10 protein-coding genes and 1 pseudogene are annotated in these 16240 nt (G+C 64.2%); 10 read left to right on the top strand and 1 reads right to left on the bottom strand.

Going from position 1 to position 16240, the window contains the following annotated elements:
- Positions 1 to 56 precede the first annotated feature (56 nt).
- The 8 genes and pseudogenes from CSC73_RS02455 (at position 57) to CSC73_RS02420 (ending at position 12688) form a co-directional block, all read left to right on the top strand.
- Positions 57 to 1280: a TolC family protein gene (locus tag CSC73_RS02455; protein ID WP_234852498.1), complete on the top strand. Its 1224-nt coding sequence runs from the start codon at positions 57 to 59 to the stop codon at positions 1278 to 1280.
- Positions 1277 to 2824, top strand: a complete 1548-nt coding sequence (locus CSC73_RS18420; RefSeq protein ID WP_130522585.1) for an efflux RND transporter periplasmic adaptor subunit — start codon at positions 1277 to 1279, stop codon at positions 2822 to 2824. The genes CSC73_RS02455 and CSC73_RS18420 overlap by 4 nt, the downstream gene beginning before the upstream one ends.
- Entirely contained in the window at positions 2821 to 5997 is a 3177-nt protein-coding gene (locus tag CSC73_RS02445; RefSeq protein ID WP_130522584.1) for an efflux RND transporter permease subunit, read from the top strand. Before CSC73_RS18420 ends, CSC73_RS02445 begins: the two co-directional genes overlap by 4 nt.
- 67 nt (positions 5998 to 6064) lie before the next feature.
- Complete coding sequence (locus CSC73_RS02440) at positions 6065 to 6430, top strand: hypothetical protein (protein ID WP_130522583.1); 366 nt, start codon at positions 6065 to 6067, stop codon at positions 6428 to 6430.
- Between the two features lie 79 nt (positions 6431 to 6509).
- The gene (locus CSC73_RS02435) at positions 6510 to 6911 is read left to right on the top strand and encodes a copper-binding protein (RefSeq protein ID WP_234852496.1); all 402 of its coding nucleotides are present in this window, start codon (positions 6510 to 6512) and stop codon (positions 6909 to 6911) included.
- A gap of 127 nt (positions 6912 to 7038) precedes the next feature.
- Complete coding sequence (locus tag CSC73_RS02430) at positions 7039 to 7797, top strand: SseB family protein (protein WP_130522582.1); 759 nt, start codon at positions 7039 to 7041, stop codon at positions 7795 to 7797.
- Between the two features lie 814 nt (positions 7798 to 8611).
- Positions 8612 to 9646, top strand: a pseudogene (locus tag CSC73_RS02425) (DHHA1 domain-containing protein); the annotation flags it as partial.
- A 105-nt stretch (positions 9647 to 9751) separates the two neighbouring features.
- Positions 9752 to 12688 carry a VIT domain-containing protein gene (locus CSC73_RS02420; RefSeq protein WP_163838870.1) on the top strand — a complete coding sequence of 979 codons (2937 nt, stop codon included), beginning with the start codon at positions 9752 to 9754 and terminating at the stop codon, positions 12686 to 12688.
- An 80-nt stretch (positions 12689 to 12768) separates the two neighbouring features.
- On the opposite strand, the gene CSC73_RS02415 is transcribed toward CSC73_RS02420, so the two are convergent.
- Complete coding sequence (locus CSC73_RS02415; protein WP_246197290.1) at positions 12769 to 13968, bottom strand: acyltransferase; 1200 nt, start codon at positions 13966 to 13968, stop codon at positions 12769 to 12771.
- Between the two features lie 153 nt (positions 13969 to 14121).
- On the opposite strand from CSC73_RS02415, the gene CSC73_RS02410 reads away from it, so the two are divergent.
- Together CSC73_RS02410 and prfB are read left to right on the top strand one after the other, a co-directional pair.
- Complete coding sequence (locus tag CSC73_RS02410; RefSeq protein WP_163838868.1) at positions 14122 to 15021, top strand: LytTR family DNA-binding domain-containing protein; 900 nt, start codon at positions 14122 to 14124, stop codon at positions 15019 to 15021.
- Positions 15022 to 15087: 66 nt separating this feature from the next.
- Positions 15088 to 16213, top strand: a protein-coding gene (gene prfB / locus CSC73_RS02405) for a peptide chain release factor 2 (RefSeq protein ID WP_163838867.1) whose coding sequence is annotated in 2 segments (ribosomal slippage) — positions 15088 to 15162 and positions 15164 to 16213 — 1125 coding nt in all. Because the reading frame shifts where the segments join, the coding sequence is not laid out codon by codon here.
- Positions 16214 to 16240 lie beyond the last annotated feature (27 nt).

The raw sequence follows: 16240 nt of genomic DNA, 5'->3' as shown, positions 1-16240 counted from the left end.
TTGATCGTTGTCGGTCCTGGGCCGCACTTAAGTGTGCGTTGGTCCGGACCTTGTGCGTGGCCGTGCTGGCGACGCCATTTGCGGCTTTGGCCGCATCCCATAAGCTCACGCTGCCGGAAGCCATCCGTCTGGCCAGCGAGCGTGCGCCGATGCTCGATGCCCGCCGCTCCGGTGTGTTGGCCGCGCAAGAAGAAGCAGCCCGCGCCGGCGCCTTGCCTGATCCAATGCTGATGGTCGGCATCGACAACCTGCCAGTCACCGGAAGCGATGCCTTCGATACGCGCGCCGACGACATGACCATGAAGAAGATCGGGCTGCGGCAAGAGATTCCCTCGCGGGCCAAGCGTTCAGCGCGTCAGTCCTTCGCCGCGCGCCAGATCGACGAAGCGCAGGCGCAAGCAGACGCCGAAGTGCTGGCCGTGCGCCGCGCCACGGCCGAAGCCTGGATCGCCGTGTGGGCCGCGCAGCGCCAATTGACGGCGCTGCAGAAGCTGCGTGAGCAAGCCGCGCTGGCGGCGAAGGTGTCGAAGGCACGCGTGGCGAGCGGTGGCGAACCGGTGAGCGACGCACTCGCCACCGAGGCCGCACTGCTGGAACTCGACAACCGCATCGAGGCCGCCCGTGCCGAGAAGCTGGCGGCACAAGCCGGGCTGGCGCGCTGGCTGGGCGACGCGCCGGTCGAGGTTGCCGATCAAGCCCCGAACTTTGACTCGCTGCCTGTATCCGAAGCCCGATTGCTGGCAGAGGTGAATCGGGTAGGGCCGTTGCTTCCCGCCACCGCTCAGCTCGAAACCGCCGCAGCTGCGATCGATGTCGCCCGCGCCGACAAGCATCCGGACTGGAGCGTGGGTGCGTCCTATGGCCAGCGTGCCGGTGGTCGCAGCGACATGATCATGTTCGAAGTGGGCATCGGCTTGCCGCTGTTCTCGCGTAACCGGCAGGATCGTGGCATCGCAGCCCGGGAAGCGGACTATCAGGCCGCGTTGGCGACCCGCGAAGACCTGCGTCGCCAGGAAGCGGCGCGCATTCGCGCGGATCTCGCTCGATGGGAAGGGCTGAAGCGCCAGGTCGCCCTGCATGAGCACTCCCTGTTGCCGCTCGCGCAGGACCGCAGTGCGACGACGCTCGCCGCGTATCGCGCCGGCGGCGAACTGCAGCCGTGGCTCAACGCCAGACGTGACGAACTCGATGTGCACCTCGCGCACGCCGAACACCTGGGTGAACTCGGACGTGCCTGGGCCGCGCTGGCCTTCCTGTTGCCCTCGGAGATGCAGCCATGAATACCACTCGTCGCAGCGTGGTCACTGCTGCTGTTTCCCTTGCGCTGGTGGCCGCCGTCGGCCTCGGTTACTGGTGGGGGCGCACTCACGGGAGTTCATCCGCCGCCGACACCTCGAGCCCGCAGTCCGCCGAACGCAAGGCGCTCTATTGGTACGACCCGATGGTGCCCGACCAACACTTCGACAAGCCTGGCAAGTCGCCCTTCATGGACATGCAACTGGTGCCGAAGTACGCCGACGAGGCGACGGCCGGCGGCGTTGCCGTTGCACCGGGCGTGCGCCAGAACCTCGGCATCCGCACGGTGGTGGTCAAGCCTGGCCGACTGACGGCAGCCGTCCGCGTGCCGGGCACCATTGGCTGGGACCTGCGTCAGGAACGCATCGTCAGTGCGCGAGTCGACGCCATCGTCGAGCGCTTGCACGTGCGTGCCCCGTTTGAGCCGGTGCGCGCGGGGCAACCCCTGGCCAGCATCATCGCGCCAAGTTGGAACACTGCGATTGCCGAAGCGCGAGCGTTAGGTGGAGCTCGCTCCGCCGCCGCACGAGGTTTGCAATCCGCCGCCCACGAACGGTTGCGTGCGTTGGGTCTGCCCGCGGGCAGTGGTGCGGGGCAGCGCGGACGACTCACCTTGACCTCACCCGTGACCGGCGTCGTCAGCGAAATCGGCGTGCGCGAAGGGCAGTCGGCGCCGATAGGCACGCTGCTGTTCCGCGTCAACGGTACCCGGACGGTCTGGCTCGAAGCGTCGATTCCGCAAGCGGGCACTGCGGGCATCGCGACGGGTACGTTGGTGGAAGCGGCTGTCGACGCATTGCCAGGCGAGGCCTTCCACGGCCGCGTGGAAACCTTGCTGCCGCAAGTGGACATGAGTAGCCGCACCCAACGGGCCCGCATCGTTCTGGACAACCCGGACGGTCTCCTGGCACCGGGCATGTTCGCGCAGATCACCTTGCAGCCAACTGCGAGTATCGAACGGCCGCTGGTACCGACGGACGCGTTGATCGGAGCGGGTGCGCAGGCTCGCGTGATCGTGCTCGGCGCCGACGACATGTTCCATCCCGTGCGCGTGCAGACCGGTCGCAGTGGTGACGGCATGACTGAAATTCTCGCGGGGCTGAAAGGTGGCGAGAAGGTGGTGGCCTCGGGGCAGTTCCTGATCGATTCCGAAGCGAACCTGTCAGGCGCACTCGAACGCCTCAATGCCGGTGCGGGTGATGAAGAAGCGAACATGCCGAGCGATGTCATGCCCGGTATGCCAGACATGGCGATGCCGCCGCAGGCTGCGCCCGCGCGCCCGGCGCCACCCGTAGTACCGCCCAAGAAGAAGGCGCCCCCAGCCGTTGCAACACCAGCGGTCACCGCGTCACCCAAGGCACGGCAATGCCCAGTGACCTATTGGTATGACCCGATGGTGCCGGACAAGCACTTCGACAAACCCGGCAAGTCGCCCTACATGGACATGCAGTTGGTGCCCAAGTTCGCGCCCGAGGCGAACCCGGATTGCACCATTCGTGATGTGCCTGCGGCGGGACGGCAGCCATGATCGCCCGCATCATTCGCGCCTCTATCGCTAACCGGCTATTTGTGCTGGTGGCTGCCATTGCGCTGGCAGCGGCCGGCATCTGGTCGGTATTGCACACGCCGCTCGATGCCTTGCCCGACCTGTCGGATACGCAGGTCATCATCCGCACCGAATGGCCCGGGCAGACGCCGCGCATCGTCGAAGACCAGGTCACCTATCCCTTGACCACAACGATGCTGTCGGTGCCGGGCGTCAAGGCGGTGCGTGGCTTCTCGTTCTTCGGCGACTCGTTCGTCTACGTGCTGTTCGACGACAAGACCGACTTGTACTGGGCACGCTCGCGCGTGCTCGAGTATCTGAGCCAGGTACGTGATCGCTTGCCGGCGCAGGTCAGTCCGGCGATCGGGCCGGATGCCACGGGTCTTGGCTGGATCTATGAGTACGCGCTCGTCGATCGCACCGGCAAGCACGACCTGGGGCAGCTGCGCGCCTTACAGGACTGGTTTCTGCGCTACGACCTCAAGACCGTGCCCGACGTGGCCGAAGTCGCAAGCGTCGGCGGCATGGTCCAAGCCTGGCAAATCGTGCCAAATCCGCAGGCGCTGGCGGCGCGCGGCCTCACCATCAACCAACTCGTCGAAGCCATTCAGTCCGCCAACGGCGCCACTGGCGGCTCGGTGATCGAGCAGGGCGAAGCCGAGTTCATGGTACGCAGCGAAGGCTATCTGCGTACGCGCGCCGATTTCGAGCGCGTCCCTGTGACGACCGGCAACGACGGCGTGCCGGTGCTACTGCAGGATGTGGCGATGGTGCAACGCGGACCGGCCTTGCGCCGCGGCATCACCGAACTCGATGGCGAAGGCGAAGTCGCCGGCGGCGTGATCATTCTGCGTTCGGGCAAGAACGCTTTGGCCGCGATCGAAGCCGTCAAGGCCAAGCTGCAGGACCTGAAGGGAAGCCTGCCGGCCGGTGTCGAAATCGTGCCGACCTATGACCGCTCCGAATTGATCCTCGAAGCCGTGCGCAACCTCACTCGCAAGCTCGGCGAGGAATTCCTTGTCGTCGCCCTGGTGTGTGCGCTGTTCCTGTGGCACGTACGCTCCTCCTTGGTGGCGGTGATCACCTTGCCCTTGGGCGTGCTCGCGGCCTTCATCGTCATGCACATGCAGGGCATCACCGCGAACCTGCTATCGCTCGGTGGCATCGCGATCGCGATTGGCGCGATGGTCGATGCCGCGGTGGTGATGATCGAGAACGCGCACAAGCACCTCGAGCATTTCCGCGACGAGCACCACCGTGAACCCGAGGGCGCCGAGCGCTGGGAGCTGATGGCGGTTTCCGCCAGCGAGGTCGGTCCGGCGCTGTTCGTCAGTCTGCTGGTGATCACGCTGTCGTTCGTGCCGGTGTTCGCCTTGCAGGCGCAGGAAGGACGGTTGTTCTCACCGCTGGCCTACACCAAGACTTATGCCATGGCCGCTGCGGCGGGCCTGTCCATCACCCTGATTCCGGTACTGATGGGCTACCTGATCCGCGGCCATATCCGATCCGAGAAAGACAACCCGCTCAATCGCATCCTGATCGCGCTGTATCGGCCGGTGCTGGATGCAGTGCTGCGTTTCCCGAAACTGACATTGGCGCTGGCCGGTGTCGTGCTGCTGGTTAGCCTGATTCCGCTCTTACGTCTTGGCAGTGAGTTCATGCCGCCCCTGGAGGAAGGCACGCTGCTATACATGCCATCGGCATTGCCCGGCTTGTCTGCTGGCAAGGCATCGCAGTTGCTGCAACAGACTGACCGCATGCTCAAGACCGTGCCCGAAGTGGACCACGTGTTTGGCAAGGCGGGCCGGGCTGAGACCGCCACCGACCCGGCACCGCTGGAGATGTTCGAGACGACGATCACCTTCAAGCCGCGCAGCCAATGGCGGCCGGGGATGACACCCGAGAAGCTGCGCGAGGAACTTGACCGCGCAGTCAAGGTGCCGGGGCTGACGAACCTGTTCGTGCCGCCCATCCGCAACCGCATCGACATGCTGGCCACCGGCATCAAGAGCCCGATCGGCATCAAGGTCTCGGGGCCCGACGTTGCGGTGCTGGCGCAGTTGAGCGATCGCATCGAACGGGTTGCACGCACCGTGCCCGGCGTGAGTTCGGCGCTGGCCGAACGCATCGCGGGTGGTCGCTACATCGACGTGAAGGTGCGGCCCGATATGGCCGCCCGGTACGGCTTAAGCCAGGCCGATGTGCAGCGGTTGATTGCGACGGTGGTGGGTGGAGAACCGGTCGCGGAGACCATCCAGGGCCGCGAACGCTACCCGGTGGTGGTGCGCTATCCACGCACGATCCGCGACTCGCCGGCCGCACTCGCGCAGTTGCCTTTGCTCGCGCCAAGTGGTGTGCAGCTGACGTTGGGACAGGTCGCCGAGCTGAGCTTCAGCGAAGGCCCGCCGATGTTGCGCAGCGATAACGCTCGCCTCAGCAATTATGTTTACGTGGATGTGGCTGGACGCGATCTCGGCTCGGTGGTGACCGATCTGCAACGTGCGGTCGCAAAGCAGGTGCCGATGCCAGCCGGATACGCCGTGGGTTGGTCCGGCCAGTACGAGTACCTCAAACGTGCCAGTGAGCGGCTGCGCGTGGTGGTTCCCGCGACGTTGGTAATCATCTTCGGCCTGATTTACTTGGTGTTTCGACGCGTGTCGGAGGCCGCGATCATCATGCTCAGCCTGCCACTCGCATTGGTCGGGGGCTTGTGGCTGATCTGGGGCATGGGCCATGCCGTATCGGTCGCCACGCTGATCGGCTTCATCGCCCTGGCCGGCGTCGCCGCCGAGTTCGGCATCATCATGTTGCTGTACCTGCGCCACGCGTGGGAACGCCAACTCGCCGCGAATCCGAGCGCGGGCGAGGCGGAACTCGACGCCGCGATCCGCGAAGGCGCCGTGCAACGCGTGCGACCAAAGGCGATGACCGTAGCCGTGATCCTGGCCGGTCTGTTCCCGATCCTGATCGGAAGCGGCGCCGGCTCGGAAGTCATGCAGCGCATTGCTGCGCCGATGGTCGGCGGCATGCTCAGTGCGCCGTTGCTCTCGATGCTCGTGATTCCGGCCGCGTACCGGTTGCTGCAGCGGCGTCGCTTGCGGCGATCACGCCAATCACGTCCCAGCTCACTTTCTTCGTCGGCGTTGCCGACATGACCGGCCACGGCGAGCGCCCCGTTTGGTGCCCGGCGTGCCACTCCCTCTGACTTATCAGGAGGTTCCCATGAAACTGCATCTAACATCGCTCGCCATCAGCCTGCTGCTCCCGATCGCTGCTGCGGCCGCGCCGCGTGAGCGAGCCCCAGTCGGCTCGGTCCACCAGATCGCCGATCATCAGCTCCAGGTGTGCTTCAAGCACACGCCGGCACCGGATGTCGGCACGTCGCTGGCGATCCAGCGCGGCTTCGTCCCCTACAAGAGCAGCGGTGCCACGCTATACAAAACCATCGGCCACGCACGCGTCACCGTCACCGAGGACTCGTGTGTGACCGCTGAACTGGTGGATGGCGCCGCGAAGCGCTACGACCGCGTCATCACCACGGATAGGACCGCTGCTACACAAGAGGGCGACCGCAATTGCCCTTGCTGACGAAGTATGACCACCTGGGCACTGGCAGCTGCGTAGGTGGTCCCTTTTTTGCACTCATCATCTAGCCCAAGGAGAACCCATGAAAATGCCCACCCTCGTACTCACCCTTGCACTGCTGACCGCCTGCTCGTCGCCTTCGGGGGATGCGAATGCCCCCGCGTCGACGAATCATGCGGAAATGCCTGCAGAATCGAAAGCATCCACGGCGGCATCAGCTTCCAACGAATCGATGCCCATGCCGGAAATGGCATCGGCGGCTACCATGGCGTCGGCCAGCGGCACGGTCGAGGCGGTCGACACCGCTGCGAAGACGATCACGATCGCTCATGGACCAATCGATGCTCTGAAGTGGCCGGCGATGACCATGACCTTCAAGGCGCCCGAGGTGGACCTGACCGCCCTGAAGCAGGGCGATCAGGTTAACTTCGAGCTCACCTCGACCGGTATGGATGGCACCATCACCAAAATAGTGCGCAAGTAGTGCGCGTCGGGAAAGGGGCGCGCACGGTCGCGCCCGAGGCGTGGGCTTGCTTCCAGGCATGGGCGCGGAGGCATACAATCCGGTTAGACTAAGTATTCCTTAGTCTAACCGAGCCCAACGAACACGCGTGATTCCTGCAGACGAACTCGCCAGGCTGATGCATGAGGCACTCGCCGACAAGTCGGCGGAACCGGCCTTTTTCCGTGCGCTGCTGGATGCAACGGTCTACGCTCACACGCCACGCAGTGGTCGTCGTGGTGAACGTCTGCGCTTCATCCAGTTCACAACGCCCGAAGGTCTGACCGTGTTGCCATTCTTCACCGAAGAATCGCAGGCCAGAACAGCGGCCGGGTCTGCAGCGACTGTCTTGGTGCTAACCGGACGTCAACTATTCGAATGGACACGGGGTGCGACACTGATGCTCAACCCAAACGAGGTAGGTTGTACGCTGTATCCCGAAGAAATCGCTGCGCTGCTCGATCATGGAGAGGTGGCCATCGTCGAGCGGATCGACACGGGCGGTCAGCAGCTTTGGATAGGGGCTTCCAGCGATTGGCCTACTTGGTTAGTCGACCGGTTGATTGCGCTCTACGCGGGTCTGGATTGTGTCGAGGCGGCTTATCTGGCTGGCATCGGTGCGCCCTATGGCTCCGAACAGCGAGGACTGTTGGTTGCCGTCTCTGTGCCAGCGAAAGATGCCGAGCGTGTCGCCCGTGCCACTACGACGGAATTGCAGCCGCACTGCCGAGCGCTTCGAACCACCGTCGACCTGACTGCTTTTGAGCCTGGTGATCTCCCGGGTTGGTTAAAGGATGCCAGCCTCGAACCGTTCTATGTGCGCGCCATGGGCGAGCGGATAGGTCTTGGTCCGCAGGGGCTGCAGTAAATGACCTCGCTACGCGAAGGTGAAGTTCTCGCCGAACAGGTTGCCTCGGAATTCGTACATGCGTTGTTTCCGAGTTTCCGAACACCGGCGTTTTTGGCTTGCCCAGACGATTTGTGCGCCAAAGCAGTGCTCGCTGCAGTTACGCGTGCGGCAGGTGCAAGAGGAGTTGCGACGGAGATCATTGATCTGCGTCCTGCGCCTGCCGAACTCCTTGGCAGGGTAACCGAGCGGCTATGTGGCTTTGAGGGTAGGCGGAAGCGGAAGGATGCGCCTGCGATCAGCGTGCTTGCGCTAGATGGGTTCGATCTTCTGGAAGGAGTGGACAATGACAGGCCGACCTATCCATTCCGTTCGGAGTTTCAATTCGACGAAGATTTCCGCTGGCTCTTCCTAGGGCGCGACTGGGGCCGGCTTCGGCGGCTATTCGGGACCTATCGTCTGCCGCTGTATCACGCAGCGTCTGATCTCACACCTGAGCCTTGGCGAACGTAATCAGGGCAGCAACTATGGCAGCTAGTATCAAGTAACTAATTGATATTAAAGGCATATCCTTGGGTTTATTGCTCCTTTCAGGCGGATATCGGCAGCCCCTCGGGGGCTGCGCCGAAGTCTGTTTTGTGTCCGCTTCCGACGGAGTCACACGGCTGGTAGGGTTGGTGCAAGTTGTTAGCTAGCATCTCCTCGCACGATGGACCCTGGCCAAAAGTGCACAACCCAAGGAATATCTGAAGTGTTCGGCTCTGTTTCGAATCCACAGGCGAGGTTGCCTAAATTTCGACAGCTACCGAAAAAGTGTCCAGACGGGCGCCGCGCCCTAGCGGATCTGGTCCCGCTGGACGTCAACAATCGTGCCCTGGTCGGCGCCGGACTGCGACGGCTGCGCGCGGGTCAGGGATGCGCCGGACTGCGCGCGCTCATCGAGGTGTCCGGCCGCGAGGCTGCTCGGCTGACGGCCGCAGACATCGGCTTTGCCATCGGGCCCCGGCTCAATGCCGCCGGGCGCCTGGAAGACATGGCCATCGGCATCGAATGCCTGCTCAGCGACGACGCCACCCAGGCCCATGAGCTCGCTGAGATATTGAACGGCATCAACGCAGAACGCCGTGGCGTGCAGCAGCAGATGGTGGACGAAGCCGAAGCCGCCCTGGAACGGATCGAGAGCCAGGGCGACCTGCGAACGCCGATCGCCGTGTGCCTTTTCGATGCGGAATGGCATCCGGGCGTGGTCGGCCTGGTGGCATCGAAGATGAAGGAGAAGCTGCATCGTCCGGTGATCGCTTTTGCGCCCTCGGAACCCGGTAGCAGCAGCCTGCGCGGCTCGGCGCGGTCCATTCCCGGCTTCCACATCCGCGACGCGCTGGCCAATGTGGATACCGCGCATCCGGGATTGATGGGCAAGTTCGGCGGTCACGCGATGGCGGCGGGGCTCAGTCTGGAAGAAAGCGAATTCGCCCGCTTCCAGGCCGCCTTCCGCGAACAGGCCGAAGCGATGATGGATCCGGCCATGCTGCATGCGGAACTGCTCAGCGACGGCGAACTGTCGGCGGAGGAGTTCGCCGCAGCCAATGCCGAGGCGCTGCGCAACGGCGGGCCGTGGGGGCAGGGCTATGGCGAGCCACTGTTCGATGGCGTGTTCGAAGTGATCGACTGGCGCGTGGTCGGCGAACGCCACCTCAAGCTGGTCCTGCGCGCAGAGGGCCGCCGCGAACCTCTCAATGCCATCCATTTCGGCGGCTGGCGGGAACAAGAGCCGGAGTCCCGCTTGCGGATCGCCTATCGCCTGGTGCCCGACGACTACCGTGGCGGCAACGCCATCCAGTTGATCGTAGAACACCGCGAAGCTCTGTAGGGCCGGGTGGGCTCCGCATGGGGCCGTCATCGGAGTAGCCCATCAACCCCGTTTCCGCATGCCGCACGTTTGTCGGCTCACCTATCCCAGGACAAGCAGAAAATCATGCGCAGGATCGCCAAGCCCGTATTCCTCTGGATCGCAAGTTTCGCCTGCGTGGTCTTCGCTACATTGGGCACTGCGCAGGACCTCACCGCGCCGCGAACTCCACCATTGCTCCAGGTCAGCGGCGCCGAGACGCCGGTCGTGCTGCGTTCGGTGGATATCGACACCGTCGTGATGGGCGGCTTGGCCCAGACCACGGTCGAGATGGTGTTCTTCAATCCGAATGCGCGGCCGCTGGAAGGGAACCTGGATTTTCCGTTGCGCGATGGGCAGAACGTCACCGGCTTCGCGCTGGACTTCGACGGCAAGCTGCGTCCGGCGGTGCCGGTGGAGAAAGCCAAGGGCCGGCAGGTGTTCGAGGCCATCGAGCGCAAAAGGGTGGATCCGGCGTTGCTGGAGCAGACTGCAGGCAATCACTTCAAGCTGCGCATTTTTCCCATTCCCGCCAACGGCAGCCGCCGCGTGCAGCTGCGCTACGTCGAAAGCCTGCCGCGCGAAGGCAAGGGCATGCGTCTGTCGTTGCCGCTCGGCTATGCCGCAGGCGTGGAAGCGCTCTCGCTGCGGATCGCCGCGCAAGGTCTCGGCGGCAAACCGGTCGCGGTCGGTGCGTTGGGCAAGGTCGGGTTCCAGCGCGAGGGCAGGGGCTGGATCGCGGACGTACGTCGCGCCAGCTTCAAGGGCAGCGGCGAGTTGATCCTCAGCCTGCCCGCGGCGGAAGGGCCGCAAGTCTATACGCAGGAATTCGACGGCAACATCTATTTCCTGGCCGAAGTCCCGGTGCGGGAAACCGCGGCCCCGCGCAGAGTGCCCCAGCGCATGGGTCTGCTATGGGACAGTTCGGCCTCTGCACGCAAGCGCGACATCGCCAGCGAGCTGGCGGTCCTGGACGCATACTTCAAGGCCGCTGGCGATATCGAAGTGGCGTTGGTGCGCCTGCGCGATCAAGCCGACGCGGCCGAGGATTTCAGCGTACGCGGCGGCGACTGGTCCGCATTGAAGAAATCGCTGTTGGCCACGGTCTACGACGGCGCGAGCAATCTCAGCGATTGGAAACCGCAGGCCGGAATCGGGGAATACCTGCTATTCAGCGATGGCCTCGATAACTACGGCGCGCGATCCTTCCCCAAGGTCGCCGCCAACCAGCGCCTTTACGCACTGCATGCGGCAGGCGCCAATGCCGATGGCCGGCGCTTGCGCGCATGGTCCGAGGCCAGCGGGGGAAACCTGATCGCCATCGACGCTTCCTCCCTGGACGCAGCGAAGAAGGCTCTGCTGGAAGAACGCCCACGCCTGCTTTCCGAAACATTGGTCGGGGCCGAAGCGCTGGCGCACGAATCGGCGACTCCGCGCAACGGCATGTTCCGTATCGCCGGACGGCTGCGCGGCAACGGCGGCAGACTCCAGTTGCAATACTGCGACGGCCAAGGCCGCACGCAGGCATTGGAAATGCCCGTGGACGCGAACCAGGCCGCCCCCAGCGGACCCATCGCGCAGCTGTGGGCCGGATATCGGATCGATGGCCTGTCCGTTGATCCGGAAACCAACCGCGCCGCCATCCGCCGCCTTGGCCAGCAGTTCGGCATGGTGACCGCCGAGACCTCGCTGATCGTGCTGGAAACCGTGCAGGACTACCTGACCCACGACATCGTGCCGCCCGAGGAATTGCTGGCCGTTTACACCGAACTGAAATCGCAACAGGCGAAGGAGACGGCCGATTCGGAGAAAGAGCGCATCGACGAGGTAGCCGCTGCCTTCGAGCAGAAAATAGAGTGGTGGAACAAGGACTGGCCCAAAGGCGGACTCGAAAAGAAGAAAGAGACGCTTGCGGTCGCGGCCGCCGCATATGCCCAGGCGGCGCCGCTAGCGAGCGCACCGCCTGCGCCGATGCCTGCGTACGATCGGGCGGCGCCGGCCGCCGCCGCCGAAGGCTATGCCGGCGCAAGCACCCTGGACAGTATCCAGGTCACCGGCGCCCGCCTCAGCGAACCCGGGATTGCGGAAAGCGGGAAGAACGGCAGCAACACCGGCGACATCGGCATCGAACTGCAAGCCTGGGAACCGGATTCCGCCTACGCACGCCGTCTGCGCGACGCGCCCGAGGACCGCATCTACACCCTCTACCTGGATGAACGCGACTCCCACGCCAACAGCACCGCCTTCTACCTGGACGTGGCCGACCTGTTGTTCCAGAAAGGCCAGCAAGCGCTGGCGCTGCGCGTGCTGTCGAACCTGGCCGAACTGGATCTGGAGAACCGCCACGTGCTCCGCGTCCTCGCCTACCGCCTGATGCAGGCCAAGCAGCCGGCGCTGGCGGTGCCCGTGTTCGAACAGGTCAAGCGGCTGGGCGAGGAAGAGCCCCAGAGCTTCCGCGACCTGGGGCTGGCGTACGCGGCGGTCGGAAAATCGCAGGCGGCCATCGACCAGTTGTACGAAGTGGTCAAACGCCAATGGGATGGCCGTTTCGACGGAGTCAAGCTGATCGCCCTGGCCGAACTCAACGACATCGCCGCCAATGCGAAGCAACGCCCGGACACCCGTCGCGTGGATCCGCGCCTGCTCAGGAACCTGCCGCTCGACCTGCGCGTAGTACTGAGCTGGGACAGCGACAACAGCGACATGGACCTCTGGGTCACCGATCCCAACGGCGAGAAGTGCTACTACGGGAACCAGCGTACCTATCAGGGCGGATTGATGTCCGACGACTTCACCGGCGGCTACGGACCGGAAGAGTTCTCGTTGCGCGACGCCAAACCGGGCAAGTACAAGGTGGAAGCCAACTTCTTCGGTGATCGCCAGCAACTGGTCACCGGTGCGACTACTCTGCAACTGAAGCTCACCACCCATTTCGGCAGCGGCAAGGCTCGGGAGCAACTGGTCACCATGCGCTTGAAGGAGCAGGCGGAGACGGTGCTGGTGGGAGAGTTCGAGGTCAAGTGATTCCCGCTACAGGGACTGGAGAGTCCCTGTACCGGTTCACCGGTCGTCGGAGCCGGGGTTCGCCGTGCCCCGGCATCCAGTTAACTCGGCGCACGCGCTTCTACAGCGCCCGGCTTTTTCGCACTGGATCCGTTTCCCGCCTTCAGCCCGAACAAGGGCCGCAGCCAGCGGATGCGCCTTATGATCCCGTAGCCGCCGAAGCACGCTGCGAAGGTCAGCGCTACCAGCAACAGGCCTTCCGGCAAAGGCGCGATGCCCAGCGGTTTCAGGTTGTACGCGGCGATTACGATGACGGTCTGATGCAGGATGTAGACCGGGAACACCGCCGGGGTCAGGTAGCGCAGCGCCGGGCTGTCCGCATGCCGCAACCGGTAGGCGAAACCGAAGATGGCGGCGATGCTGGTCCACTGGTTGGTTGCCCAGACCATGCGTTGGAAGTTGCGCAGGGCGTCCGGCGGCGGATTGGCGTCGCCGTAACCGCTGGCGTAGAAGTACCAGATGAGGAAGCCGTAGCTGGCTGCAGCCAGCGTCAACGAGAACCAGCGCAGCCGCTGCAGCGATTCCCAGAAGCCCGTCGTGCGGGCCATCAGGAAGCCCAGCAGGAATACGCTGAAATACTGCGCGTGGTTGTACCAGTCGTCGACCAGCGCATGGGTGGATTCGAAGCGCTCGACCAGGGCGATTCGGACTACCGCCAATAACACCACCGGCCACAACAGGCTGCCTGGACCGGACAGCATACGGCCGAGCCACTGGCTGGCGCGGGGCAGGGCATTCGGCGCGATGCGGTTGATCAGCCAGACCGCCACCGTATAGACCCACAGATAGACGACGAACCACAGGTGGTTCCAGGTCGGCAGGTCCAGGCAGCCGTCCTGGTCGCAGAACGATCCATCGCCGGCCAGATAACGCCGCCAGAAAGCCAGGTAGCCATCGTGGTAACCGCCGGGATAACCCGAATCCAGAATCTCGTAGTAGGACTGCGGCGGCACGATGACCAGCATGCCGAAGATCAGGGGCGGCAGCAGGCGCCAGGAACGCGAACCAAGAAAGCCTTTCGGCATCTTCGCCAGCAGGAACGCACTGGCCGCGCCGGACACCAGGAACAGCAACGACAACCGCCAGGGACTGGACAGCAGCATGAACGGTTCCAGGGTTTCGCCGGCGTGCGGACTTTTGACGTGCCAGTCCCAACTCACGTAGTACATGCCCACGTGATACAGCACCAGCAGGCCGAAGGCGCAGACGCGCACCCAGTCGAGATCGTGGCGACGTTCCATGGCTAACCTTTGTTCGGGACAGGCCGTCATTGGCGGTCCACAACCGGCATGGCGCCAGCGCGAAGGGATCGGCTGCGGGCACCAAGGGACCAATCGCTGCTTCCCGGGGACGGACGCCGGCGATCGAACGGCCCGCTCGCCTAGAATGCGCCGATGCCCCTTTCCGATTCCGACGCCGCCTATCGCCGTTTCCTGCCTTGGCAGCGGACCGTCGAAATCGGCTTCTGGATAGTGCTGCTCGGCAGCAACTTCATCGGCAACAGCCTCACCACCCTGATGGAGATCAGGCGGCGCCAATCGGACACTCTGAGCTGGGAGCCGGTGCTGTGGGAAGGGAGCAGCGGGCTGGTCTGGTTGCTGGCCCTGCTGCCCGCCATCGCCTGGTTCACCCGTCGCTTCCCGCTGCACTGGGACAACTGGCGGCAGCGCATTCCCTGGTATCTGCTGGCCAGCGTGGCGGTTTCGCTGTTGCACGTGGCGGGCATGGTGTCGCTGCGCATGCTGGTTTATCGCTGGCAAGGCATGGAATACGATTTCGGCCCGTGGGGCAGGGAGTTCCTCTACGAATACCTGAAGGACATCCGCAGCTTCGCCTCCATCGTTGTGGTGATGGAGGGCTACCGCTTCGTGCTGCGCCGCTGGCAAGGCGAGGCCAGCCTGCTGGAGGCACCCGACGAAGGACCGCCGGTGGAACCTGTCGAGCTGCCGGAACGCTTCCTGGTGCGTAAACTGGGCCGGGAGTTCCTGGTCGCGGCCAACGACATCGAATGGATCCAGGCCTCGGGCAACTACGTCAACCTGCGCGTCCGCCAGCACGACTATCCCTTGCGCAGCACCATCGCCGGCATCGAGACCAAGCTGGACCCGCGCCGCTTCGCCCGCGTGCATCGCAGCTATCTGGTGAACCTCGATCAGGTGGCTTCGATCGAGCCCCTGGACACCGGCGATGCGCGCCTGCACCTGAAGGACGGGACCACACTGCCGTGCAGCCGCCGCTACCGCGCCGATCTGCGTGGGCGGGTAGGTGCCAGCGCTGCGGATTCCGGCGCCTGAACATGCCGGTCTGCTAGGCCGGCCTGCTAGAATTAGCGGCTGTTTCAACCTTCGTTGCCCATACCCATGATCGAACTCAACCCCATCCGCCAGCGCATCGCCGATCTGCAGGAACGGCTGCATTCGCTTCGGGGGTATCTTTGACTACGACGCCAAGCGCGAGCGCCTGGAAGAAGTAAACCGCGAGCTGGAAAGCCCGGATATCTGGAACAACGCCGAGTACGCCCAGACCCTGGGCCGCGAACGTTCCAGCCTGGAAAAGAACGTCAACGGCATCGCCAGCCTGGAAGAAGGCCTGGGCGAAGCCAGCGAGCTGCTGGACCTGGCCGAAAGCGAGAACGACGAGGAAACCGCGCTGGCCGTGGTGGCCGACGTGGACCGTTTCGATGCGCACGTGGAGAAGCTGGAATTCCAGCGCATGTTCTCCGGCGAACTGGATCCGGCCAACTGCTTCGTCGACATCCAGGCCGGCGCTGGCGGCACCGAAGCCCAGGACTGGGCCGAGATGATGCTGCGCATGTACCTGCGCTGGTGCGAATCGCGCGGCTGGAAGACCGAGCTGATGGAAGTCAGCGCCGGCGAAGTGGCCGGGGTGAAATCCGCCTCGTTCCGCGTGGAAGGCGAATACGCCTACGGCTGGCTGAAGACCGAAATCGGCGTGCACCGGCTGGTTCGCAAATCGCCGTTCGATTCGGACAACCGCCGGCACACTTCGTTCACTTCGGTGTTCGTGTCGCCGGAAGTGGACGACAACATCGAGATCGACATCAACCCCGCCGACCTGCGTACCGACGTCTACCGCTCCTCCGGCGCCGGTGGACAGCACGTCAACAAGACCGAATCGGCGGTGCGCATCACCCACATCCCGACCAACACCGTGGTCGCCTGCCAGACCGGCCGCAGCCAGCACGCCAACCGCGACACCGCGATGAAGATGCTGAAAGCCAAGTTGTACGAGCTGGAGATCCAGAAGCGCAATACCGAACGCGACGCGCTGGAGGCGACCAAGTCCGACATCGGCTGGGGCAGTCAGATCCGCAACTACGTGCTGGACCAGAGCCGCATCAAGGATCTGCGCACCGGCGTGGAGCGCACCGACACCCAGAAGGTGCTGGACGGAGACCTGGACGAATTCGTCGAGGCCAGCCTCAAATCCGGCCTGGAGGCGGGTTCCAAACGCAGCGACGCCTGATTTCCAGCATCATCACCCTGCAACCCT

Source organism: Pseudoxanthomonas sacheonensis, from assembly GCF_010093305.1.
GTDB classification, from domain to species: Bacteria; Pseudomonadota; Gammaproteobacteria; order Xanthomonadales; family Xanthomonadaceae; genus Pseudoxanthomonas_A; species Pseudoxanthomonas_A sacheonensis.
Note: the sequence above shows the minus strand (reverse complement) of the source record. Positions and strands in the feature narration are given on the sequence as shown.

Excerpts from the sequence above, each read along its gene's own strand:
- CSC73_RS18420 (WP_130522585.1), top strand. The coding sequence starts at position 1,277 with ATGAATACCACTCGTCGCAGCGTGGTCACTGCTGCTGTTTCCCTTGCG.
- CSC73_RS02415 (WP_246197290.1), bottom strand. The coding sequence starts at position 13,968 with ATGGAACGTCGCCACGATCTCGACTGGGTGCGCGTCTGCGCCTTCGGC.
- CSC73_RS02420 (WP_163838870.1), top strand. The coding sequence starts at position 9,752 with ATGCGCAGGATCGCCAAGCCCGTATTCCTCTGGATCGCAAGTTTCGCC.
- CSC73_RS02410 (WP_163838868.1), top strand. The coding sequence starts at position 14,122 with ATGCCCCTTTCCGATTCCGACGCCGCCTATCGCCGTTTCCTGCCTTGG.
- CSC73_RS02435 (WP_234852496.1), top strand. The coding sequence starts at position 6,510 with ATGAAAATGCCCACCCTCGTACTCACCCTTGCACTGCTGACCGCCTGC.
- CSC73_RS02445 (WP_130522584.1), top strand. The coding sequence starts at position 2,821 with ATGATCGCCCGCATCATTCGCGCCTCTATCGCTAACCGGCTATTTGTG.
- CSC73_RS02440 (WP_130522583.1), top strand. The coding sequence starts at position 6,065 with ATGAAACTGCATCTAACATCGCTCGCCATCAGCCTGCTGCTCCCGATC.